Source organism: Peribacillus sp. NPDC096448 (assembly GCF_044762675.1).
Lineage (GTDB): Bacteria > Bacillota > Bacilli > Bacillales > DSM-1321 > Peribacillus > Peribacillus frigoritolerans_B.
Map to the genome: position 1 here is coordinate 1 of NZ_JBIWEU010000029.1, position 23,210 is coordinate 23,210.

Here is a 23,210-nt window from a genome sequence, read left to right on the forward strand (position 1 = left end):
CTCTTCAGCGCCGATGGTAGTTGGGGGTTTCCCCCTGTGAGAGTAGGACGCCGCCAAGCCATTTAAAAAGATCAGCCATCCGGCTGGTCTTTTTTGAGGTCGTTATTCCTTCAGTACTTATTATTTAAACCTGTTAAAAAAGTGGTGACTCAAAAGGGCCATAAAGAAAGTTATATGCAGTATGAATGGTAGGACATACTATAAATGCATCTGAATTTCTAAAGCTATCTGTATTATCCATATCTGTTTAAGACAAAGGGACAGAATTCTTCGTTTCTATAGGGATATATGTTAAACTTAACGTAGTTCTGAAACTGTCATTGGGGGAATAGCCGATGGATACCTCTGCTAAAGATGAAATGATTTTTTCGTTTGCTGAATGGTTGAGAGACCAGGGCAAATCAGCCAATACGATCAAAACGTATACTGGTGTCCTTTCACAGTTTTGTGACCAGACACAAAAGATATTGATGGAGATCCATTCTGAAGATGTTCAGGGTTATCTTGATTATTTAGAAAATTGCAAGAAAAGTCCTGGAACGATCGAAAAACACTATATCGCCCTAAATGTCTTCTTTAAATTTTTAGGCAAACCGCAAGTAATGCTTTCTGTGGAACGTAAGGTTAAGGAGCACAAGCTTGAGGTACCTGAAACTTTAAGCATAACTGAACAGCAGATCCTGTTAAGAGATATAGAAGCAGAAGGAAATCTAAGGAACATTGCCATCGTCTACCTTTTGTTACATACAGGAATCCGTGTCTCCGAATTATGTGACTTAAATGGCCGTGACGTCATCATGGAAACAGAGCGAAATTATATACTTGTCAGGAACGCAAAAGGTGAAATCGACAGATCCGTCCCCCTTACAATATCGGCTATACAACATGTGCAAAATTATCTTTTTTCTTTAAAAGAAAAAGCAGATCCATTATTCATCTCAAGCTATAATCAAAGGATCACTCCGAGGTCAGTTCAATATATATTGAAAAAATACAATGTGCATCCACATAAACTGCGACATACCTTTTGTCAAAGGCTAGTGGATAATGGAATAGATATACAAACGATATCCAAGCTTGCCGGTCATAAAGATTTAAACGTAACGAAGCGTTATCTAAAAGAAAAGCCGCTGGATCTGGCAAATGCGATAGACCAAACTTTCACCAAACACTAAGATATAGAAATTAAAGGGAAAGCGAGTTCTTCCTTTGAAATGACGAATAGGAGATTTTGTCTTAAGAGACAGGACAGGTTAAAAGAAGAAGGAACATAGTTCAGTCAAAAGGGCTGCACATATTGATACATTGTTGAATCAAAAAAGAGGGGATTCCTGATAAAAGGAATCCCCTCTTCTTTTTCTTCATTTACTTAACTGTTTTTTTCTTCTTTTTACCTATTTTCATTATAACTTCATATACTACCGGCACTATTACAAGTGTTAGCAATGTTGAACTCACCAGTCCGCCGATAACGGTAATTCCCAAACCTTGTGATATCAATCCACTGCCTTCTGCACCGATTGCCAGAGGTATTAAAGCGCCGATTGTGGCAAGGGCAGTCATCAGGATTGGGCGTAGACGGGTGGATCCTGCCTCGAGTAAAGATTCCCTGGTAGATAGCCCGGATTCTTCATTCTTGATAACACGGTCCACTAATACGATGGCATTGGTTACGACGATACCAATAAGCATCAGGACACCCATCATTGCCGAAACGCTGATGGTCTCACCTGCAACGAATAGCCCGGCCAATGCCCCGATTACCGTAAATGGTAAGGAGAAGAGAATGGCTATTGGTGCTAAACCACCATGGAAAGTAACGACTAGGACAAAGTATACGATAGCAACGGCCGCTAACATAGCGATACCAAGTTGAGTGAATGATTCCTGGATATCTTCCGTTACTCCGCCATAGTCTATAGTGACGCTTGCAGGCAGGTCTAATTTATCAACTTCCTTTTGTACCTCAGCTGTTACTGCTGCCACATCATCCGTTTTGATTGTTGCAGACACGTCGGCATAAATTTTTCCATCGCGGCGGCTGATTGTATCGGAAGCTTTGCCTTCTTCGATTTTCACAAGCTCTTTCAATGGGATTTCCATTCCCATTGGAGAAGAAATTTTCGTATTCTCAAGATCTTTTTTGTCTTCGAATGTCGTTTCTTTTGTCTCGACATATACTTTGACTTCTTCTCCATCTTTCTTAATCGTAGTTAAAGCATCATCTTTATTTGTATTGGCAATGGACATGCCAATTTGTGCAGCTGTAAGTCCAAGGTCACTTAGCTTTTCCTGGTCTGCAACTAGAGTATATTGCTCATAAGCATCTGAAAGACTTGTATCAACATCTTTTAAATCTTTATTTTTCTTCATGATATTTTGAATATCGTCAATTACCGGTTCAATATCTTTTTGTGTATTTCCGTAAACAAAAAGAGTGGTTTCGCTGCTTGATGTTGACGTGAATTCTTGTTGTTTCCATGTTCCAGGTGAATCAAGTTCAGTTAAATCTTTTATGACGGTTTCTTTTTTGTCCCCGAAATTTTCGGTGTCTTCATCATAGAGTACATAGAAGAGAGCCGAGTTACTCGATCCGCCCATCATGCCGCCCATCATGCTTTCACCAAGTGTGTATTGAACGGTCTTCACATCGTCTTTATCCATGAAGTATTTTTCTACTTTTTCTGTTTGCTTTTCAATATCCTCTTTTAACTCTCCAGGTGCTGGAGTGTAAGTGACGATGATCGTTTTTTCTTCATCTGCAGGCATGAAGCTGACACCGATGCTTGGGATTAGGAATAAGCTGCCGACCAATAATAGAATGGCTGTGCCGAAAGTGATTAACTTATGGTTTAACGACCAATCCAGTGCTTTTCGGTAGAATGCTGATAGTTTGCTTGGTTTTTCTTCATGTGATTTTAATTCTTTTTTAGATAGTCCCTTTTTAAATAAAGAGTCTGCCATTGCCGGAACAAGTGTGATGGCGATTATTAATGAAGCGACTAATGCAAACACCATTGTTAAGGCGAATGGCATGAATAGTTCCCCGACAGGTCCTGTAACGCTTGCTAAAGGCAGGTATACGGCTACAGTGACGATTGTCGATGAAAGGATAGGGATGAACATTTCCTTAGTGGCTGATCGTATTAATTCGCCGCCTTTTAATTGTTCGCCTTTTAAAGCCATTCTCCTATAAATATTTTCAATGACGACAATGGAGTCATCGACGACTCGGCCGATGGCTACGGTCATTGCTCCAAGTGTCATGACATTCAAAGAAATATCCATTTGTTTGAGCACCAGAAGCGCTGCTAACAGGGATAAGGGAATCGATATGACGGAAATGAGAGTCGTTTTAAAGTTCCTAAGGAATAGCATGATAACAATGACTGCAAACAGACAGCCGAAGAGTGCCTTGCTGATCATGGTTTCAACAGAATCTTTAATCGGTTTAGCTTGATCGAGCGTAGTGTGTACACTTACGCCTTTAAAATCTTCTTTGAAATTAGATACTTCTTCGTTTACTTCGTCTACGATTGCAACTGTATCGGCATCAGGCGATCTTGTAACCTGGATCCCAATCGATTCGCTACCGTTTGTTCTTGAAATCGATTCAGCCTTACCGGTGATTTTAACATCGGCAATGTCTGATAATTTGACATTTTGCAGTTGGGCAGGACCTGTTGCCATTTCAGGGGATAATTGATTGGTTTCCGGTCCGGCTTGTGCTGGCGTTCCTGTTTGAGAGCCGCCGGTTAAAGGTATCTTTATATTCTTCAGGTCTTTTAATGTGGAGATGTTTCCATCCACAACGATTGTTTTTTCTTTATCATCAAAGTTATATATGCCAAGCGGCATGTTGACGTTTGCGGCCTGGATAACCTTCTTTACGGTTTCTTCATCGAGCCCGTATTGAGCCATCTTTTCCTGGTCGAATACAAGGCTGCCTTCATTTACTTGTTGTCCGGAAATTGAGACGGATGTCACGCCGTCAATTCCTTCAAGTTTAGGCACTAACACCTCTTCGACGTTTTTTGTAAGAGCTGGTAAATCAGAGCCCTTATCTGTTACACTGAGTGCGACGACAGGAAAAGCGTTTAACTCTAATTTAGATACGCTTGGGTCATCCACTCCCTCAGGCAGTTCCAATTTCTCTAAAGCTTCTTTCACTTCTTTTACAGCGTCGTCCATATCCGTATCATAATCATATTGTAATTGGACGGAAGAGGCATTGGCCATGGACGAAGAACTGACTAATTCGACTCCTGGCAAATTCGTTACTTTCTGCTCAATCTGGTCTGTGAGTTTATCTGCTACTTCTTCAGGTGCAGCTCCAGGATATACAGTGGAGATGCTTATTAAAGGAGTGGAGATGCTTGGAATGGTTTCTTGTTTCATGTTTAAACCGGAGTATAAACCAGCTGCAACGATGATGATGGTAAGCAACCAGATAGCCAATTTATTCTTTAATGAAAATTTAATTATTGAATTCAAGCTTGTACCCTCCATACATATAATTGTGACTAGTCGGTCACAAACTCAAATATATAGCATGTGGATTATGATTGCAACAGATAATAATCGTCAGTGTTAACGTTGTGATTTCAAGGGTTTTGGGATAGAATTTGGAGGATGTGACCCATTGGTCACCAATGAACAATCTTAAGAGATGGGATGAATTTGATGAAAGAAAAAAATAAGATGATCATAGATAAGTCTGTAGAGCTTTTTGCGGAGAAAGGCTATCATGCTACTTCCGTTCAGGAAATTGCTGAAAAATGCGGGATAGCAAAAGGGTCTTTTTATAATTATTTTAAATCGAAGGAGGAATTACTAGTCTCCATTTTTAAATTTTATTATGAAGCGTTGACAGACTCATTGCTTGATCTTGAACTGGATGCTTCATTATCCAGTAAAGACAAATTCATGAGGCAGATCACTGTTCACATTGAGCATATGACGGGAAATACCAACTTGATACAAATGATGATGCAGGAACAAATGGTTCATATCAGCAAAGAATTAGATAGATTTTTACATTATATCCATGAAGAGGGCTTGAGTTGGTTCAAGCGTAAAATCATTGAGTTATACCCGGAACTTTCATCTGATCTTCTGCCGGATTGCACCATAATTTTAGATTCTCTTTTCAAAGGATATATCGGAATATTGATCAGGAAACAAAATGCTTTCGATGTGGAATTGTTACCTAGCTTCATATTGAACCGGATGGATTCCATTGTCGCAAGCCTGGAGAATATGGAAGATCCATTATTGAAACAATTTCCCCTACCAGGTTGCTCGATGCGGGATATGAGCCCGAAAGAAGAAATCCATTCGATTATCGTCAGGATGCTGGAAGTCGAAACACGTAAAGAAGAGGGATTGGAAACGCGTAAAAATACGGAAGCTTTAAAGGCGCTCCAGGAAGAGTTTTCAAAAGTTAGGCCAAGCCCCATCATCTTGGAAAGCCTTTTGTTATTTTTGGAGAAAAATGAAAAAAGGAGTCCCTTGTGTTCAAAGCTTATCTTAATGATGAAGGATTATTTGTTGGATATATGAAGGCTTTACCGAAAGGGGTGTGTAGCCTCTTTTTTCATTTAATTCTTAATGAGTTTCAAAAGCGGGGTTAAGGAAAAAGTATAAGTGATGGAAAGAAGACAATTCTTTCAATGATATGGGGGCAAGAATCCTGCGATGGAAAAAGGGAATGCTGATTTTATAATAAAAATGCAGGAAATCATAAACTCGAAAGGAATCTTGAGGGTTGTCTTCCAGTATTGGTAACACATATTGATGAGTTTCTCATTCTACAAACAAAGCAAAAAGGCGATGCATGCCGTTATTGTTTGGGAATATGGTGAAGAAATGGAAGTAGTTTTCGTATTGGGAGGAGATGGAACGGTACATGAGTTTGTAAATGGCCTTTCACCCCCTTTGGAGGCGGCCGTTGTTTGGGATTTTACCTGGAGGGACCAGCAATGATTTCTCCAGGACATTAAAAACTCCTCAAAATGTTCGTCAAGCTGCGCAAGCATTAGTAAATGGCAAGGTTCGTTCCAATTGATATTGGGCAGGCCAATAATGTCCATTTCTCCAATTTTTTTGGGGGGAGTTGGACTTATTTCAGATGCATCAAACAATATTGATGAGCAGGAAAAAAGCAGGTTCGGAAAGATAGGGTATTTATTAAGTGCTGTAAGGACGATTGGTGAGAATGCTCCCTTTTCCTATAAACTGGATTATGATGGGGATTCGATTGAAGGGGAAGCAGTTATGATTTTGGTCTTGAATGGTTGTTTTATCTGTACTAATTTATTGCCCCTTCCCATGGTTAGTCCAGACGATGGGCTTTTTGGCGTTGCCATCTTTTTAAAATGCAAGCCTTGGTGCATTTTTAGAAATCATGGACTCAAAATATGAGCTCTGACTCTGGGGTGACTTATTTCCAAGCAGGTACCTTGACTATTGAATCCAAGAGGCCGCTTGATGTGGATATGGATGGAGAGAACTATAGACAAACGCCTTCGAGCATTAAAGTCCTTGCCCATCATTTGTCAGTATTAACACCAAACTAGTGTGGGGATAAGGGGAAGGCTTATGTATTTTTTTTGTATATTCATTCCTTATTTCTGCAATTGTTCCCAAAATAGGATAAAATATAGGATGATATATCAATTTTTGCAGGAGGACCACTTATGGTGTACCAGGTCAGATTGTTAAAGGGCATTTTAGAGCCTTATCGGAGTCGTTATCAGCTGCAAAATGCAGAGGCAGTCACAAAGCTTGGTGTGAAATTATTATTTTTATATTTTCTTAGTCTTATAGTATTCGCCATTGGGGGATATTTTGGCATTGGTTCAGAATCATTTTCCAAAGAAATCACGAAGATGAGCGCCAATGAATTCGAAGCAGCAAAGTTGCTGATTTTGAGTGGCAATATAATAACAGGAATAATCGACCCTTCCATATACATATTTTTAGCAGCTCTATTCTTTTGGATCGTTACTGATATCCCATATATAAAATTGGTAATCGTTCAAATGATTCTTTTTGGCTTGCAATTAGTTGAAAAAGCATTATTGATTCCCCTATTCGTTTTAATGGATATAGGCAGTGATGCCAACCCTTTTTCATTGGGAATCATCAGTCAGTATTTTCTCAGAAGTGATTATTTCATTCACTTTTTCAGCGAAATCACCATTTTTCAATTTCTTATTATTGCTCTGCAATATTTTTATTTAAAGGAATTTTCAGGACGAAATAATTATTTGATCCTTTTAATGATTGTTCTATTCTATCTGGCCACATGGTTTGTTAAAGCCTTTTTAGGATACATCCAAGTAGGCGTATTTGTATAAGGCGGGTGAAATGAATGAGCGGTAATTGGAAAATAGCAGCGGTCTCCATTGCGTCGATAGTGTTAATAACCGTTAACTTATACCTTATTGAAAAAAAAGAAAGCAAAGTGGAACGGACTGTTTTCGTTGAAAACTGGACTAAGGTAAAAAAAGATACAGTTACGGATACCATCCAAACAAATGGGGTAATTAAACCAGTAGAAGAGTATGATATCTATTTTGATACCCAGAAAAATGATTTTAAGAAATTCCTTGTAAAAGAAGGCGATGCAATTACGGCTGGCTCCTCGTTGTTTGAATATACGACGACCGAACTTGATGCGCTTAAAGCGAATTTGGAAGCGGAGAAAACGGCAGCTGAGGGAGAGATGGCAGGGATTGAGGAATACATAGGGAAGTTGAGGTCTTATCAAGGGACCGTGACCAGTGAAACTGAAAAAGCGGCAATTGATGAATCGGTGGAAAAAAACTTGAATATTGATATAACGACAAGCTCTTCAGATCTTATTAAAAGTAACATTGAGCAAGAAATGTACAAGCAGGAACTAGAAAAAAACAGGTTGAATGAAAAAGTGAGAATGCTTGATGCTAAATTAAGTTCGATTGAGGAGCAGTCCAGTGCGATTGTGACGAAAAGCGAGGCTGATGGTGTAGTTAAAAATATCAATAAAAACCTGAATAATCCCATTATATCCATTGTTTCGACAAATATGGCAATTGAAGGGGATTTCTCCGAAGAGGAAATGAAAAAGGCTGAAGTGGGCATGACTATAAAAGCAAGTTCCTCTGATTCAAAAAAGGCATTGAAAGGAACGATAGGACGTATCCATTCCTATCCCGCTGAAGAGCCGTCTTTAAAAAAAGATAACAGATTTCCATTTCAAGCTTCAATCGAACCGGAAGGCGAAGAAACGGAACCTTTGTTGGTGGGATCGAAAGTGAATCTTACTGTAATAACCAATGAGAAAGCAGGTGTACCCTCCATTCCTATAGAGGCGGTACATTACCAAAAACAGCCTTATATTTACAAGTTGACTAATAAAGGATATGTGGATAAACATTACATTACAAAAGGGCTTAAGGCTGAAGGGAAGCAAGAAATCATAAAGGGACCTTCTGTAGGTGATGTCATCCTGCTGGAGCAGAATGTGGCAGTGAAGAACCATTCTTATTTTATTACACCGATTCAATTTGAAAAAGTGAAAGCTGGAACTTATAAAAAATTCACCTCAAGGGAAAAAGTAAGATATCTGTTACTTGGCATTCTGGAAAAATAACTGCTCCTTTTACAAGAGAGGTGATGTCAAATTAGGTATAAATTATATATCAATATAACTTATTTGAACAAAAATCGGGAAGCGTAATTATAGATACAATAGCCTTTAATACAGAATATTCAGACATATTGAAAGATTTTTTCTAGAATAGATGCGAATAAATATTTACAGATTATCATTTTTAGTATAATATTTTATTATAAGTTAACTCGCTTAATCTTATTCCAAGAACGGGGGACCCAATTTTGTGGATTTTATCCGCTAGGGGTGAATTCAGAAATGAAAGGGCATTTGTGTTTCCAATTCCTAACCCGACAGCTAACCTCGTCAGCGTCTTTAAGGGAACATGTGTGAATATTCACGCCAATAAGAAATCGACACATGAAGTGTCTTTTTTTTCGGCGTAAAGACAGAGTTTTTCAAAAAAAGAAAAATTACTTTCTTTTTATTAGTATCTTGTTTCCCTTACCGAGACAAAAATGTTTTTGCATCAAAGACTTTATGGAAGGTGAGGAAAGTAAATGAAGAAATTCAAATTAAGTTTAGCTAGCCAAATTTTCATTGGTTTAATACTAGGGATTATCGTTGGTGCCATTTTTTATGGTAATGAGTCGGCCCAAAGCTTTTTACAGCCATTCGGAGACATTTTCCTACGAATGATTAAAATGATTGTAGTGCCGATCATCGTATCCAGCCTTATCGTTGCAGTTGCCGGTGTAGGTGATTTGAAAGCGGTTGGTAAACTAGGTGCTAAATCATTATCATACTTTGTTGTCGTAACTATGATAGCGATTGCTGTTGGTTTAATTTCAGCGAATATCATCCAGCCTGGTGCTGGTGTGAATATGAATAACCTGGAACAAACTGATATTTCCACATATGTTGATACAGCAGAAACTAAGCAGCATGAATCATTCGTAGATACACTTGTACACATCGTGCCATCCAATCCAGTTAAAGCCATGGTAGAAGGCGATATGCTAGCGATTATTTTCTTCTCCGTGTTGTTTGGACTAAGTATTGCGGCCATAGGTGAAAAGGGTAAACCAGTATTCCGTTTCTTCCAAGGTGTGGCTGAAGGAATGTTCTACCTAACTAACATGGTCATGAAATTCGCTCCTATCGGTGTATTTGCACTAATCGGTGTGACTATCTCCAAGTTCGGTTTGGAATCTTTAATTCCGTTAGGAAAGTTAGCGCTTTCTGTTTACGGAACAATGATTTTCTTTGTAATTGTCATTCTGGGTGTCATTGCAAAATTTGTAGGATTCAATATCTTTACTTTGATTAAACTTCTAAAAGAGGAATTGATTCTTGCTTTCTCTACTGCAAGTTCAGAAGCAGTTCTTCCGAAAATCATGGAAAAAATGGAGAAAGCGGGATGTCCGAAACATATTGCTACATTTGTTATTCCGACTGGATACTCATTTAACCTTGATGGTTCTACATTATACCAAGCGTTAGCAGCTATCTTCATCGCTCAAATGTACGGAATCGATTTAAGCATGTATGAGCAAATTACGCTAATGCTAGTGTTAATGATCACATCCAAGGGGATTGCGGGTGTACCAGGTGTATCTTTCGTAGTTCTTTTAGCGACATTGGGAACTGTCGGTATTCCTATTGAAGGTTTAGCATTTATTGCCGGTATCGACCGTATTCTTGATATGGGACGTACAGTAGTAAACGTTATTGGTAATTCACTTGCGGCAATCGTTATCTCTAAATGGGAAGGTCAATTCAACCCTCCTTCCAAAAAAGAACTAGAACAACAAGTTTCTTAATACAAAAAATCCAGAGTGACATTTCACTCTGGATTTTTTTTTGAATTAAAAAGCGCTTTCTTATTTTTCTTGATGGCTGTAAGTACCTTCTTGACGCATCTTTTTGCATGTCAAAATACCCCGAAACTCATAAAGCCTTTCATCATGTCCTCCAAACCAAATTATTTCCTCTTGCTCCCAGAAGGTCAGGTGATTTTCGTTTTTATCACGATCATGTGTTGTGAAAATGAAAATACCTTCATTAAAATAAGGTTGAATTGTTTTTAAGCTACGGTCGGTTATTTCGCTGGGGAATCATCAGCATAGCGGCCCCATGAAATGAATTAATGATAAAACCTTTATTGATCAATTATTCCAATTCTATATTTTTTCCTATTGGTTAATATGGATTTTGTTTCATGTTATTTATAAGATGCAGATGTTGATTAATATTGGGGTTATATAACTTACGTGAAACTCCAAAAGTTTGATAAAATAACATTATTGATTGAGAGCTCGGAGGGGGTCAGGTTATGAAGAATGACAGCAATGATATCTTATACATGTATATGCAGGCTTCCGAACGGTTTGTCCTTTTTAATGGACTCAATTTTCGTGAATTCGTCCATTCACTGCCATATAGCTTGGATTCGATCTTATTATTGAAACATCAATTCGATGGTGGGGAATACAATTTGAATGTCCTGCTTGAGAGCGCTTCATCTGAAGCTATTGCGAAGCTCGTTAAAGAAAATGTCCGGGCATATGGAGATTTCTGTTGGGTCGATTTTGAAGAAGCGGAAGGGCTGGATGAATTGGATGGAAGGGAAATAGCGGAGCTTTTATATTTAGGACACGCTAAAACCCATTTGGATCCCCCATTTTTCCGTAAATTGAATAATCAATTTGTGTACCTTGCCCAGGATGATGGCTGGTTCAATAAAATTTATTTTCGTTCTCTTTCGACATATTATATGATGTTAGGAAGCCTGATACCGCTTAAGCTGGAGCCGTTAAAAGTAGAGAGGACGTGGCTTGGAATCAGAAAGAAAAAAGAGCTGACGGCGATTCCTGCAGAAATCATTGCTTCCTTGGTCCATATCCTGGCAGAGGGGCTCGTTTTTTCCTTTCGGGATGTTAAGTATACAAGAACGAAAATTGAGATACCGGCATGGGTCGTAGGGGATCATTTAAACATGGATGAAATGCACGATTACTTTTCGGATAGAGATATTAAGGAGCCCGATGCCTATATTATCTTCAATCGAAAAGAAAAAGTTTGGGAAAGCATTATTAAAAATGCATCATCCTCCTGATTATTTGACATCCTTGAATTTTTTAGGTGTAAGACTTACCGTCTCATGCATAAAAGATAAGAGAGGGCAACGCATAGGAGTTGCCACAGGATGCTTTGTTCTGCATTATGGTAATAATCGGAAAAGCTCGAATGATGGAAGTTTCGGTTTCCCCCGCATTAACAGGCTGGCTGTAGGTAGGTGGATAGAAGATGTAACAAAAAAGTAATGTAGTGGTCCAACAGCCTGTAAATGCCCGGCTGCGACGCACAGCATGTGCTAGCACAGGAGTTGCCACAGGATGTGGCGGGTTTTATCCTGTGTTCTACATTATAGTAATCATTGGAAAATCCCCAATGATGGAAGTTTCGCTTTATCCGTTTTAGTGTAAAGTGATACAATGAACATGGTTAAAAGAATATTGGAGGGTAATAACTCATGAAAACTAAACTTGGTTTGCTTTATGGTGGAAAATCTGCGGAGCATGAGGTTTCTATGCAGACGGCTTTAGCAGTCATTAAAGCTCTCGATTTAGCAAAGTTTGATATATATCCGATTTACATAACAAAAGAGGGTTCATGGATAAATGGACCAAAGTTAACAGGCCCTGCCGAGAATGTGGAGGCTTTGACATTTTCACCGGAGAAGTCGAGCTCGCCTCTTGCTTTGCAAGCACATTCAACTGATGAAAATAGTGAATCAACAGGGTATGACGTAATTTTCCCATTGCTTCACGGACCAAATGGAGAAGATGGAACCGTACAGGGGATGCTGGAACTATTGAACCTTCCTTATGTAGGAAATGGCGTTTTAGCTTCTTCAGCAGGAATGGATAAGGTCATCATGAAAAACATTTTTGCCCAGGCTGGACTTCCTCAAGTGAAATACACTTGGTTCATTCGTTCTGAATGGGAGAAGAATACTGAAAGTGCCATCAAAAAGGTAGCGGATGAATTGGGGTACCCTTGTTTTGTCAAACCTGCCAATTTAGGCTCAAGTGTCGGTATCAGCAAATGTAATGATGCTGATGAACTGGAAAAGGCGGTAGCGGAAGCTTTTCAATTCGATCGGAAGATCATCATTGAAGAAGGGGTCGTCGCTCGTGAACTCGAGTTTGGTATTCTCGGTAATGATGAACCGTCTTGTTCGGTGGCAGGCGAAATCATACCTAAGAAAGATTTTGCCTTCTATGATTATTCAGCAAAATATGTAGACGGTAATTCAGCGATGGTCATTCCGGCGGAGATAACGGAAAGCGAGTATACAGCTTTATCCGAAATGGCCATTACTGCCTTTAAGTCATTGGATTGCTCTGGATTGGTTCGCGCTGATTTCTTCTTGACGCATGAGGGGCAGATCTATATTAATGAAGTGAATACAATGCCTGGGTTTACTCCTTTCAGCATGTTTCCGTTATTATGGAAGCACACAGGTGTCGACTATCCAGCGTTAATTGAAAAACTCGTGAAACTTGCCTTGGAACGTCATCAGGAAAAACAACAAATCAAATATACAGTTTGATCATACAGGTAATGTTCAGTAAACTCCACAATCCATCTAGCATTAAATTTGATGGATTCCAATCAGCAGGAACCGGTGCGATTTAAACTGGTTTCTGCTTCGTTTGGTTAATGGAGAGCGATTAACGGTTCGATGAATGTAGGAGGAACAAAATGATAAAGAGAACGTTAAAACAAGTACATGAAATGGCAGAGGGATTGAATGATATCAGTCCATTCCAGTCCAAAGTAATTAATGGAGTTACCATTGATTCAAGAACGGTTAAGGAAGGATGTTTGTTCATTCCGCTTAAGGGTGAGCAGGTTGACGGCCATCAGTATGTCAAGCAAGCTTTAGCGCAGGGGGCTGCGGCTTCTTTTTGGCAAAGGGATGTTCCGAATCCTCCTGAAGATTTACCGATAATCATTGTCGAAAATACCGAGAAAGCACTTCAGCAATTGGCGCGTTCCTACCGTCAACAGCTGAATATGAAAGTCATTGGGATAACAGGCAGCAACGGTAAGACCACTACGAAAGATATGACGGCTGCGCTGCTGGCCACTACCTATAAGGTTCATAAAACAAATGGAAACTTCAATAATCATTTAGGTTTACCACTAACGGTGCTCTCTATGGCAGAGGATACTGAAGCGGCTGTTTTGGAAATGGGAATGAGCAGCCGTGGTGAAATCGAGTTTTTATCCAAAATGGCTAAACCTGATGTAGCAATCATTACCAATATTGGTGAATCACACTTATTGGATTTAGGATCACGTGAGGAAATCGCGAATGCGAAGTTGGAAATTGTTGAAGGTTTGGCGAAAGATGGAACGCTGATCTATCATGGTGATGAACCTTTGCTTCGCAATCGGATCAAAAAGGATTTTCCTGATTTAAACGTAATATCTTTTGGACGTACGGAACAAAATGATTTATATCCACAGACCATTAGCCAAGGGGCAGACAGTACCGCGTTTACAATCGCAAGAGGTGATAAGGAGATCAGTTATGAGATTCCTGTTTTAGGCCATCATAATGTTCTTAATGCGTTGGCAGCCATCTTGGTCGCTAAAGAATTCAATGTGGATGATTCAGCAATCCGTAAAGGTCTATCGACCATTCAGTTAACCAATATGAGGATGGAATTGGTTGAAGGCGCAAAAGGGCAGAAAATCATCAATGATGCATATAATGCCAGTCCAACTTCAGTTAAGGCAGCAGTGGAGTTGGTTGAGGGATTATCTGGATTCGATAAAAAAATCCTTGTATTGGGAGACATGTTGGAGTTAGGGCCGCAGGAAAAAGATTTTCATTTGAAAATTGGTGAATTAATTTCCAATGAGCGGATCGATAAGATCTTCACTTATGGTCCTTTAGCCGAGTTTATTGCCAAGGGAGCGAGCAAGTCTTTTTCATCGGATCAGGTTCGTCCTTTTCAAGATAAGCAGGAGCTTATAGAGGAACTTAAGTCGTCCACACAGGCAAATGACATCATACTCGTTAAAGCTTCCAGGGGCATGAAGCTGGAGGAAGTCGTTCAAGCTCTACAAAAATAAAAAAACATAGAAAGGGCCGTTTCTTTTTGAAACGGCCCTTTTATCGTGCTTAAAAAAGTGTCCCGGCAATAATGCAGATGTCATCGTTAATCACTGAATGCCTCATCCTTGAGGCTAACAGTTCCTGAAGAAGGTCATTTGTATCGAGATGGACATTTTCAATGAATTCCCTCTGGATACTGTCAGATCGGTCAATGGCGGAAGGTGTGGGCGTTTTAGAGAGCCCATCTGTATAGATGATGAAACGGCTTCCTGCTTCATAATGAAAGGCCATTTTTTTTATGGGCATTTCGGGGATCAGTCCCCTTGGGGTGGCCCCTTCGTTTAAATTGAGAACTTGATTGGTGCGTGGGGAATACAAAAAGGCTGAAGGAAGTCCGTAGTTCACATATTCGATGAGTCGATCCTTTGTATTCACGTATGCGATGAAGGCTGTAATCCGAGCGTGGTTTTTGTTTTCCCGATTAACTCCTTGAAATAGGTCCCGCATATGTTTGTCCAATTCCTCTGTTATGAAAATAGGGTCTTTTACACGTTTGATAAGGTCGGGGATCAATGTGCGTATGGACATGTTTATAAGTGCTGTGTGGATGCCCTTTCCGAATACATCGATCATTATGAAGCCGTATATCCTGTCATCAACCTCCGTCCAGTAAAATAAATCGCCTGACAGCTCACTCGAAGGCTGAAAAAGACCTTTGACCTCTATATCTTCATTATTGATCGACAAAGGTAAACTTGAAAGTTGAATGCCCTTTGCAATCCGCAGGCTCCTTGCTGTTTTTTGGTGCATCTTTTCAAGCTGTTGCCCCTTCATTTTTGCCGAAAACAGTTGCATGCCGATGTTTTTGAGTGACTTTAATTTAATCCTGACTTCTACTGAATCGGCAGGGACCGCCATGGTGTCATAATAGGTCTTTTCCGGTAAGGCCAGAGGGTGCTCCATTCCTAAAGCGCGTTTGTAAAGAAATAAGATAGGGATTTCGTGAGATTCAGCTAAAGCGAATAAAGAAGTTTGCTGCCAAGAATCTTTTGATATGTTTAAAGGCAAAATAAATAATGATTTCATTAAGTCCGTTGAATCTTTGAATAGATGACTTTGATTGAGTGGATCCTCCAAAAAGGTGACTTTCTTGTTCATTTTCTTTAAGATTCGACCAAAATCCTTACATAAAGGAACATCTATTGTGAATATGTTCATATAACCCCCGTTGATTTGTTGATAGGTCAATCATACTGCATTTAGATTAATTTGCTATAATTTTTAAGAAAAAAGATGGAATTTTCTAAATTTAAATGATCCCATATACCTGGAAATCCAAAGAGGGTTCATGGTAAGTCCTTTCTTTTTCCAACGGGGGTACCGTGGAAGGGTGTTATCATTAGAATTAATCCTTCCTGTTTTTTGAAACTATTTGATTTAAACTCATATGATATATAAATGGATGTTCGTTTTGTAAAAAAAATTTACATGGATACAGTAAATGGTTTGGAATGGTCTATCCCGGACCGTGATTTTAAAACAGGACTAGTTACTAAATCCTTTAACTGGGTTTCTGAAGCCAACTGTCGTGTACAGTCTGAATCCACTTACGCATGATAGGATATAGTAACTAAGGTAATCCTGTTGAATAAATCAGCTGCACGATTATCAGGTGGTGATATCCAATTTCCCAGTTTTTGAAACGATCTAAAGTTTTTAGTAACTATGAATGGGGCGATATCCTTTATTGCATTAACAGTTTGAAAATGGTAATATGAGTATGAGTTTAAATGTCTTATCATTGATGATTATTTAAATTAATCAGGTTGAGGCAACAAAATTGTATGTTCTTACATGTTTCATGAGTTAATTCTTGAGATTATTTTAGATTAAATAGGCCGCGCGTCTGGTCATATATAAAAGTTGCATCTCTTGGCGGCTTTAGTAGCTATTAGGGAATCAAGCCGCATTTTGCGCTTTTCCACTTCTGCAAATCCTCAACGCACCGGGCCTGTTTTGTATAAGAATCTTGGCTCTCGTCAAGTTTTGTTCATACAGCCTTTTTAAGTCTGATGAATAATAGGTGCAGCAGCCCTCACCTGAATAAAACGGTCAAACACCCGTTTATGCTACTTTTAATTTTCCATATTGAATTTAATTTTGGTTACATGTACTTTTAAAAAGATGAGCGTATGTTAATGATAAGTTTACACGTGCGCGAAGTTAAAAATGCCAGTGAATGTCCGTACTGGTATATTTCCTTTTTAAAAAATCATATTGAGTTCATTTGAACTAAAAGGCAGATACTTTTAGGTGATAATGATAAACTTTTTATTAAGAGATAAAGTAGAACATCCGTCATGATGATGAGGATTTGAACTAAACATCTGTGCATGATATGCACGTGTAAATTTACGATATAAAAAGGAGTACGAAAACATTGACATTGTTTAGCGAATTAGGATTAGATAGAACGTCCATGAAATCAATAGAAAAAATGGGATTTGAGGAAGCGAGCCCGATTCAATCCCAAACGATACCTCTAGCACTTGAAGGTAAAGATATAATCGGTCAAGCGCAAACAGGAACAGGTAAAACAGCAGCATTCGGTATTCCATTGATGGAAAACATCGATATTAATAACGAAAACGTGCAAGGGATCGTCATCGCACCTACACGTGAGCTGGCCATTCAAGTTTCCGAGGAACTTTTCAAGCTTGGTTACGGAAAACGTGCTCGTGTACTTGCAGTTTATGGTGGACAAGACATCGACCGTCAAATCCGTGCTTTAAAGAAAAAACCACATATTATCGTTGGTACGCCAGGTCGTCTTTTAGACCATATCAAACGTAAAAATATTAAATTAGGCGGAGTTCACACTGTAGTTCTTGATGAAGCGGATGAAATGCTTAACATGGGATTCATTGAGGATATCGAATTAATCCTTTCAACGGTTCCGGATGAAAGGCAAACATTGCTTTTCTCAGCTACAATGCCTGATCCGATCCGTAAAATTGCTGAAAGATTCATGCAGGAACCCGTTCTTGTACGTGTAAAAGCAAAAGAAATGACAGTGGACCGTATCGAACAATATTACTTGGAGTTAAAAGAAAGTGAAAAATTCGATACACTTGCACGCCTTTTCGATATTCAAACACCGGATCTTGCCATCGTCTTCGGACGTACGAAACGCCGTGTGGATGAATTGGCATCTGCATTGAATATCCGCGGTTATATGGCTGAAGGGATTCATGGTGACCTTAGCCAGGCAAAACGCCTTTCTGTATTGAAAAAGTTTAAAGACCGCAGCATCGATGTACTCGTTGCTACCGATGTGGCTGCACGTGGACTTGATATTTCCGGCGTTACTCACGTATACAACTTTGATATCCCTCAAGATCCGGAAAGCTACGTTCACCGTATTGGACGTACAGGACGTGCAGGTAAACATGGTATAGCCATTACGTTTGTAACACCAAGAGAAAGAGGCCAACTGCATGCAGTTGAACATACAACGAAAAAACGTATGGAGAAACTTAAGACTCCTACGTTAACTGAAGCGTTGGAAGGTCAACAAAAAGCAGTAACGGAAAAAATCCTTAATACAATCGAGAATGAGGATTTAACTTTATACCTCGGTCAAGCGGAAGAGTTATTGCAAAAACATAGCGCAGCGGATTTAGTTGCAGCCATGCTTAAATCAATGACAAAAGAACCGGATCAAACGCCTATCAAGTTAACGGAAGAATCTCCATCTCCTATGCGTCGCAATCGCGGAGGCAGCGGATCTTCTGGTAACAGACAGCGCAATGGCCGCAGTTCTTCAGGCAGAAAAGATTACGGTAGCGGATCAGGGAAACGCCCAAGCACGAACCGTAAATCGAATGGTTACGGTAACCGCAGCACGAGCCAAAAAAGAGAAAAAACAAATAAGATTTAATTGAATTGGGAATGCCGCTCATTTGAGCGGCATTTTTTATGTGCATCTCCAATTCTTCATGAAGGTATCCACGGTTTTTGGATGGACTGCTCAAAGCCTTTGTTTAAAAAGGGGTTATTTCCCAGCATTTAATTATAGTATAATTGATGAAAGCGAAGGGTTGATGATGAAGATTCATTTAAAATTACCTGTCCGGAAGAGGAGAAGCACATGGAACCAGAAAATCGTATATCGAATAAGGCCCTGACCGTATGGAAAATCAGTGGACTTATAAGCTGTTCAATAACTTGGATAATAAGCATCGCCGTACTCGTGCTTACAATCATTTTTGATTGGACATATTGGGTGTTCGGAGCGTTGATCATAATTTCGATTATCCAATCCTATCTGGCCATTTTTCTGATTCCATCGGTGAAATGGAAGAGATGGCGTTACGAAGTAAGAAATACCGAAATTGATATCCAAAGTGGTATTTTCGTCATAAAAAGAACACTCATACCCATGATTAGGGTTCAGCATGTTGAAACGAAGCAAGGGCCATTATTAAGAAAATATGATTTAGCATCCGTTGAAATTTCCACTGCAGCTACCCTTCATGTTATCCCTGCCCTGGATCTAGCTGAGGCAGATGAATTGCGGCACTATATTTCCAGAATGGCAAGTGTGGAGGAAGAAGATGTCTGAACCTAAAAGGCTTCACCCCATAGCTGTATTGCTTAACATTATTAAATCGATTAAGGAGTTAGTCATCCCTTTTTTATTAGTGGTCGTCATTCCGGGGAATAATGAAGGAATTCCCGGATGGATACAACCTCTGGTCATAGCCATTATTATACTTTTAATTATAGGAAATGCATTCTTGCAATGGTTACGCTTTACATATCGGATAGAAGAGGGCGAATTCAGAATTGAGTCCGGGGTATTTGTAAGAAAGAAACGGTATATTAAGTTTGATCGGATTCATAGCATAGATATATCAGAGGGCGTTATCCAGAGGGTATTCAGCCTGGTGAAGGTGAATATTGAAACGGCAGGCGGGTCTCAGGCTGATGCCGTATTATCAGCCATAAGCAAAAGTGATGCGGATCGAATCAATGCTTTTATAAGTGAGGAAAAAAATGCGAATAATCCTTTTGATAAGGATGAAGATGAAATCGCGGATAATGAATATGCGGCAAAATCGTCTTCCGTTTTTAAGCAGACGCTGCCGCAACTATTCGTTATGGCTGCCACTTCGGGAGCGGTAGGTGTCTTCCTATCCGGGGCAGTCGCTTTCATTTCACAGTTCGATGAAATGATACCTTTTGAGAGGATATTTAAGGATTATGAAGATTTTATTGAAATGGGGACCTTCATTCTGACCTTGTTTGCCCTTGTGGCTTTATTGGTGGTTTATGTACTGGCCACATTAAGTATGGTAATTAAATACGCTTCCTTTACCGTGATAAAAACGGATGAGGAAATCGTCATTTCCAGGGGGCTTCTAGAGAAAAGGCGGCTGACAATCCCTATCCATAAAATTCAAGGTATCCGGATCATGGAAAATTTGATTCGAAAGCCATTGGGATTGGCGACGGTTTATATTGAATATGCGGGTGGGAGTATGGAAGATAAAGAAAGTCTTTCCATCATGCTGTTCCCTTTAATCAGGAAGAAGCATTTACGAAAGAAAATCCTGGAAATTTTACCGGTTTATGAAACGGACACGGAGATGACACCGATACCCAAGCGTGCACTTTCCCGGTATGTGTTTCATAAGTTTCTATTCCTCATCCCGATCATCGGTGCCTTGGTATGGTTTTTCAGACCTTGGGGTTATTTTTCCCTTTTGCTTGTACCGTTGGCGATTTATTGGGCTTACATGCAATATAGAGATGCAGGATGGACCATAGAAGGGGATTTATTGTTATTGAGCAGCCGTTTTTTCTCGAAGCAAACATTGATCATGCAAAGAAGCAGAATTCAATCAATCACATATAAAAAAAGTTGGTTTCAGAATCGAAAAGAATTAGCCACTATTTCAGCATCGATTAAATCAGGAGTTACCTCCCGGGTAGGCATGGTTGCTGATGTGGAAGAAAAGGATTGCCTAATAATTAAATCATGGTATTTACCTAAAAAAGCAGTCGACTCCCAATGATTGAAAGGAAGAGTCGGCTGTTTGGCCTACCATTTTTTTCGTAAGAATAAAGGAGCTGTCAAAAAGCCGGTTGCCAGTCCAGCCAAATGACCGACAACGTTGATTTGCGGTTGAATGAAAGTCATGATAATGGCAATGCCGGTCAATGTATATACTGTATTTCTTTCGTTGTTAGTAAAATTGGTTTTATTGAACAGTACAAGGTATAGAAAGAATCCGAGTAAACCAAAAATTGCTCCGCTAGCACCTACGTGGTTATATGTCAGTGGGTTAATTAGGAAAGTTGCGATATTGGCAAGGATTCCTGTCGATAAAAAGAAGATTGAAAACTTGACGGCTCCAAGTAATTTCTCCAGGAATGGACCAAATATGGCAAGTGAGAATCCATTAAACAGTAAATGTGTAAACGTGCTATGTAGAAAGATGGGGGTGATCAAGCGCCACCATTGTCCATCAGCAATGTATAAGTTCACACCTGTGCCATAATAAAAGAGTACATTACCGGGAAGTATGGGGAAAAGGACGAGAACGAATACAATCATCATAATGAGTATGAGCACAGTTACAGCTCGATAAGAATTTGCGTATTCGCGGAAGCTTTCTGTTCTTGTAAACATAAATTCCTCCTTATATCGTTTTTAATTAGATACAATATTATCATTTTCAGGTAAAAGAGTCCTCCTAATGATATGCAACTTATTAAATTAATAGAAGAGGTGTCAAAGTGATTAAAGGTATTGGCGTGGACATTACTGAGTTGGATAGAATGGAAACATTGATCAATCGGCAGCCCCGTTTAAAGGAGCGTATATTGACAGATAGTGAAATCTTGATTTTCGAAAAGTTAAATGGAAGAAGGAAGATCGAGTATTTTGCTGGGCGTTTTGCGGCAAAGGAGGCTTTTTCAAAAGCAAACGGTACAGGGATAGGTAAGCACTTATCCTTTTTGGACATTGAAATCATCTCGGATGATAAAGGAAAGCCGGTGATTTCAAAGCCTTTTTCTGAAGGGGTCCACCTTTCGATTAGCCACAGCAGGGATTATGCGGTTGCTCAAGTCGTAATTGAAGGGTGAAAGGAGTTTTGTCCAATCGGGTCATAAACCTTGAGGTTGTCTCATATACATTTAGTGCTATAGGGAGACAAGGCCCGGTAAAAGGTACATGGCAGAGTAGGTGCTCTCGATAAGTTTTTAGCCGGATCGAGAATTGGTCTGTCTAAAATACTGAGGAATCAAAGACATCAGTCGAGCCAATGTCCGGATCCTGCCTTTTCCTCTCCCTTTTACGTTCAAATGACAAAAAGGGGTTGAAAAGATGAAGAAGATGTTAATGCTTTTTGCAGGGATCATGCTCTTGCTTGCTCTTTCTGCTTGCGGCCAAAAATCGCAGAGTGACGTAGTGAGTGAATTGAATGAGAAGCTTGGCGAAATGAAAGGATATAAAGCTAACGCGAAGATGACATTAAAGATGGGGACGGAACCTCAAGTGTATAATGTGGAGATTTGGCATAAGGACCCTTCTTTTTACCGCGTAAATCTGAAAAATGAAGAGAAGGATCAAAGCCAGATGATTTTGAAAAATGATGATGGTGTATATGTTTTGACGCCAGCTTTGAATAAAAGTTTTAAATTTCAAAGCGAGTGGCCGGAGAACAGCAGTCAGGCCTATTTGTTCGAGTCGTTGGTGAAAGACATTACGGAAGATAAAAGTGCGACATATAAAGAAACGGATAAACATTATGTCTTTGAAACGAAAACGCGCTACCAAAACAATAAAATGTTGCCATATCAAGAGATTACTATAAACAAAAAGGATTTATCCCCAGTCAGTGTAAAAGTCATGGACCCTGATAAGACCGCGTTGGTTCTTGTTGAATTCTCAAAAGTTAAATTCGATACGACTTTTGATAAAGATTCATTTGACATGAAGAAAAACATGACAAGTGCACAACTTGAAGCGCCCGTTATGGCAGAAGTCCAAAATGAGGGGTTTGCTGTGAAATACCCTGAAAATGTCGGTGATATGAATTTAACGGAAGAAAAAGAAATTACGACGGAAAAGGGAGAACGTGTCGTTTTGACCTATGAGGGTACAAAAAGTTTTACATTAGTTCAGGAAAAAGCTGAGGTAGTTCAAACTTCCGTTTCGACGAATGTGAATGGAGAACCTGTTGATTTGGGATATACTGTCGGGGCCATGACGGGAAATACGATTGCATGGACTTTTGAAGGTGTCGATTATATGCTTGCATCAAAGGATTTGACACAGGAAGAAATGATAGAAGTTGCCCGTTCGGTTGGGGAAGATCCAGTCAAATAGGATTACATAACAAGCTGATGTTTCCCGTCTCCTTACGAAGGTTTCTTCTAGGTAGGATAGGCGGGGAAGCGGCT

General features: G+C 39.5%; 19 protein-coding genes and 1 riboswitch. Of the genes, 16 read left to right on the forward strand and 3 right to left on the reverse strand.

Annotated features, from left to right (window positions below):
* Positions 1–335 precede the first annotated feature (335 nt).
* Positions 336–1,175 (forward strand): tyrosine-type recombinase/integrase, encoded by an 840-nt coding sequence (locus tag ACIQ0C_RS25405; protein WP_402843660.1) that lies wholly within the window; start codon positions 336–338, stop codon positions 1,173–1,175.
* A 190-nt stretch (positions 1,176–1,365) separates the two neighbouring features.
* Here ACIQ0C_RS25405 and ACIQ0C_RS25410 read toward each other — a convergent pair whose 3' ends face one another.
* Entirely contained in the window at positions 1,366–4,494 is a 3,129-nt protein-coding gene (locus tag ACIQ0C_RS25410; protein ID WP_403065278.1) for an efflux RND transporter permease subunit, read from the reverse strand.
* Between the two features lie 189 nt (positions 4,495–4,683).
* On the opposite strand from ACIQ0C_RS25410, the gene ACIQ0C_RS25415 reads away from it, so the two are divergent.
* From ACIQ0C_RS25415 to ACIQ0C_RS25460, 10 genes are all read left to right on the forward strand, one after another.
* Entirely contained in the window at positions 4,684–5,562 is an 879-nt protein-coding gene (locus tag ACIQ0C_RS25415; protein WP_402843666.1) for a TetR/AcrR family transcriptional regulator, read from the forward strand.
* Between the two features lie 234 nt (positions 5,563–5,796).
* Complete coding sequence (locus ACIQ0C_RS25420) at positions 5,797–5,985, forward strand: diacylglycerol kinase family protein (protein WP_403065281.1); 189 nt, start codon at positions 5,797–5,799, stop codon at positions 5,983–5,985.
* Entirely contained in the window at positions 5,921–6,067 is a 147-nt protein-coding gene (locus tag ACIQ0C_RS25425) for a diacylglycerol kinase family protein (protein ID WP_403065284.1), read from the forward strand. The genes ACIQ0C_RS25420 and ACIQ0C_RS25425 overlap by 65 nt, the downstream gene beginning before the upstream one ends.
* Positions 6,068–6,084: 17 nt before the next feature.
* The gene (locus ACIQ0C_RS25430; RefSeq protein ID WP_403065287.1) at positions 6,085–6,423 is read left to right on the forward strand and encodes a diacylglycerol/lipid kinase family protein; all 339 of its coding nucleotides are present in this window, start codon (positions 6,085–6,087) and stop codon (positions 6,421–6,423) included.
* A 275-nt stretch (positions 6,424–6,698) separates the two neighbouring features.
* Positions 6,699–7,361, forward strand: a complete 663-nt coding sequence (locus ACIQ0C_RS25435; protein ID WP_402843679.1) for a hypothetical protein — start codon at positions 6,699–6,701, stop codon at positions 7,359–7,361.
* 14 nt (positions 7,362–7,375) lie between these two features.
* On the forward strand, positions 7,376–8,638 hold the full coding sequence (locus tag ACIQ0C_RS25440; protein WP_403065290.1) for an efflux RND transporter periplasmic adaptor subunit: 1,263 nt from the start codon (positions 7,376–7,378) through the stop codon (positions 8,636–8,638).
* A 200-nt stretch (positions 8,639–8,838) separates the two neighbouring features.
* Positions 8,839–8,986, forward strand: a riboswitch (cyclic di-AMP (ydaO/yuaA leader).
* Positions 8,987–9,159: 173 nt separating this feature from the next.
* Positions 9,160–10,422: a cation:dicarboxylate symporter family transporter gene (locus ACIQ0C_RS25445; protein WP_402843685.1), complete on the forward strand. Its 1,263-nt coding sequence runs from the start codon at positions 9,160–9,162 to the stop codon at positions 10,420–10,422.
* 512 nt (positions 10,423–10,934) lie between these two features.
* Entirely contained in the window at positions 10,935–11,717 is a 783-nt protein-coding gene (locus tag ACIQ0C_RS25450; RefSeq protein WP_403065293.1) for a hypothetical protein, read from the forward strand.
* A 417-nt stretch (positions 11,718–12,134) separates the two neighbouring features.
* Entirely contained in the window at positions 12,135–13,217 is a 1,083-nt protein-coding gene (locus tag ACIQ0C_RS25455; protein ID WP_403065296.1) for a D-alanine--D-alanine ligase, read from the forward strand.
* Between the two features lie 152 nt (positions 13,218–13,369).
* On the forward strand, positions 13,370–14,752 hold the full coding sequence (locus ACIQ0C_RS25460) for a UDP-N-acetylmuramoyl-tripeptide--D-alanyl-D-alanine ligase (RefSeq protein ID WP_403065299.1): 1,383 nt from the start codon (positions 13,370–13,372) through the stop codon (positions 14,750–14,752).
* 49 nt (positions 14,753–14,801) lie between these two features.
* Here ACIQ0C_RS25460 and ACIQ0C_RS25465 read toward each other — a convergent pair whose 3' ends face one another.
* Complete coding sequence (locus ACIQ0C_RS25465; protein WP_403065302.1) at positions 14,802–15,953, reverse strand: PP2C family protein-serine/threonine phosphatase; 1,152 nt, start codon at positions 15,951–15,953, stop codon at positions 14,802–14,804.
* 1,222 nt (positions 15,954–17,175) lie between these two features.
* Here ACIQ0C_RS25465 and cshA point away from each other — a divergent pair.
* The 3 genes from cshA (at position 17,176) to ACIQ0C_RS25480 (ending at position 20,815) form a co-directional block, all read left to right on the forward strand.
* Entirely contained in the window at positions 17,176–18,675 is a 1,500-nt protein-coding gene (gene cshA / locus ACIQ0C_RS25470; protein WP_048682025.1) for a degradosome RNA helicase CshA, read from the forward strand.
* 210 nt (positions 18,676–18,885) lie between these two features.
* On the forward strand, positions 18,886–19,359 hold the full coding sequence (locus tag ACIQ0C_RS25475) for a PH domain-containing protein (protein ID WP_402843700.1): 474 nt from the start codon (positions 18,886–18,888) through the stop codon (positions 19,357–19,359).
* Complete coding sequence (locus ACIQ0C_RS25480) at positions 19,352–20,815, forward strand: PH domain-containing protein (RefSeq protein WP_403065305.1); 1,464 nt, start codon at positions 19,352–19,354, stop codon at positions 20,813–20,815. The genes ACIQ0C_RS25475 and ACIQ0C_RS25480 overlap by 8 nt, the downstream gene beginning before the upstream one ends.
* A gap of 26 nt (positions 20,816–20,841) precedes the next feature.
* On the opposite strand, the gene ACIQ0C_RS25485 is transcribed toward ACIQ0C_RS25480, so the two are convergent.
* Positions 20,842–21,432 (reverse strand): rhomboid family intramembrane serine protease, encoded by a 591-nt coding sequence (locus tag ACIQ0C_RS25485; RefSeq protein WP_402843704.1) that lies wholly within the window; start codon positions 21,430–21,432, stop codon positions 20,842–20,844.
* A gap of 107 nt (positions 21,433–21,539) precedes the next feature.
* Here ACIQ0C_RS25485 and acpS point away from each other — a divergent pair, with 107 nt between their 5' ends.
* Both acpS and ACIQ0C_RS25495 read left to right on the forward strand, forming a co-directional pair.
* Positions 21,540–21,890 carry a holo-ACP synthase gene (gene acpS, locus ACIQ0C_RS25490; protein ID WP_403065308.1) on the forward strand — a complete coding sequence of 117 codons (351 nt, stop codon included), beginning with the start codon at positions 21,540–21,542 and terminating at the stop codon, positions 21,888–21,890.
* 241 nt (positions 21,891–22,131) lie between these two features.
* On the forward strand, positions 22,132–23,136 hold the full coding sequence (locus tag ACIQ0C_RS25495; protein ID WP_402843710.1) for a LolA family protein: 1,005 nt from the start codon (positions 22,132–22,134) through the stop codon (positions 23,134–23,136).
* Positions 23,137–23,210 lie beyond the last annotated feature (74 nt).

What these genes read in the sequence shown, in the direction of transcription:
- ACIQ0C_RS25415 (WP_402843666.1), top strand. Translation starts at nt 4,684, where the DNA reads ATGAAAGAAAAAAATAAGATGATCATAGATAAGTCTGTAGAGCTTTTT.
- ACIQ0C_RS25440 (WP_403065290.1), top strand. Translation starts at nt 7,376, where the DNA reads ATGAGCGGTAATTGGAAAATAGCAGCGGTCTCCATTGCGTCGATAGTG.
- ACIQ0C_RS25475 (WP_402843700.1), top strand. Translation starts at nt 18,886, where the DNA reads ATGGAACCAGAAAATCGTATATCGAATAAGGCCCTGACCGTATGGAAA.
- ACIQ0C_RS25425 (WP_403065284.1), top strand. Translation starts at nt 5,921, where the DNA reads ATGGCCTTTCACCCCCTTTGGAGGCGGCCGTTGTTTGGGATTTTACCT.
- ACIQ0C_RS25405 (WP_402843660.1), top strand. Translation starts at nt 336, where the DNA reads ATGGATACCTCTGCTAAAGATGAAATGATTTTTTCGTTTGCTGAATGG.
- ACIQ0C_RS25420 (WP_403065281.1), top strand. Translation starts at nt 5,797, where the DNA reads ATGAGTTTCTCATTCTACAAACAAAGCAAAAAGGCGATGCATGCCGTT.
- ACIQ0C_RS25435 (WP_402843679.1), top strand. Translation starts at nt 6,699, where the DNA reads ATGGTGTACCAGGTCAGATTGTTAAAGGGCATTTTAGAGCCTTATCGG.
- ACIQ0C_RS25485 (WP_402843704.1), bottom strand. Translation starts at nt 21,432, where the DNA reads ATGTTTACAAGAACAGAAAGCTTCCGCGAATACGCAAATTCTTATCGA.
- ACIQ0C_RS25480 (WP_403065305.1), top strand. Translation starts at nt 19,352, where the DNA reads ATGTCTGAACCTAAAAGGCTTCACCCCATAGCTGTATTGCTTAACATT.
- ACIQ0C_RS25455 (WP_403065296.1), top strand. Translation starts at nt 12,135, where the DNA reads ATGAAAACTAAACTTGGTTTGCTTTATGGTGGAAAATCTGCGGAGCAT.
- ACIQ0C_RS25465 (WP_403065302.1), bottom strand. Translation starts at nt 15,953, where the DNA reads ATGAACATATTCACAATAGATGTTCCTTTATGTAAGGATTTTGGTCGA.
- ACIQ0C_RS25445 (WP_402843685.1), top strand. Translation starts at nt 9,160, where the DNA reads ATGAAGAAATTCAAATTAAGTTTAGCTAGCCAAATTTTCATTGGTTTA.
- ACIQ0C_RS25430 (WP_403065287.1), top strand. Translation starts at nt 6,085, where the DNA reads ATGTCCATTTCTCCAATTTTTTTGGGGGGAGTTGGACTTATTTCAGAT.
- ACIQ0C_RS25495 (WP_402843710.1), top strand. Translation starts at nt 22,132, where the DNA reads ATGAAGAAGATGTTAATGCTTTTTGCAGGGATCATGCTCTTGCTTGCT.
- ACIQ0C_RS25450 (WP_403065293.1), top strand. Translation starts at nt 10,935, where the DNA reads ATGAAGAATGACAGCAATGATATCTTATACATGTATATGCAGGCTTCC.
- ACIQ0C_RS25460 (WP_403065299.1), top strand. Translation starts at nt 13,370, where the DNA reads ATGATAAAGAGAACGTTAAAACAAGTACATGAAATGGCAGAGGGATTG.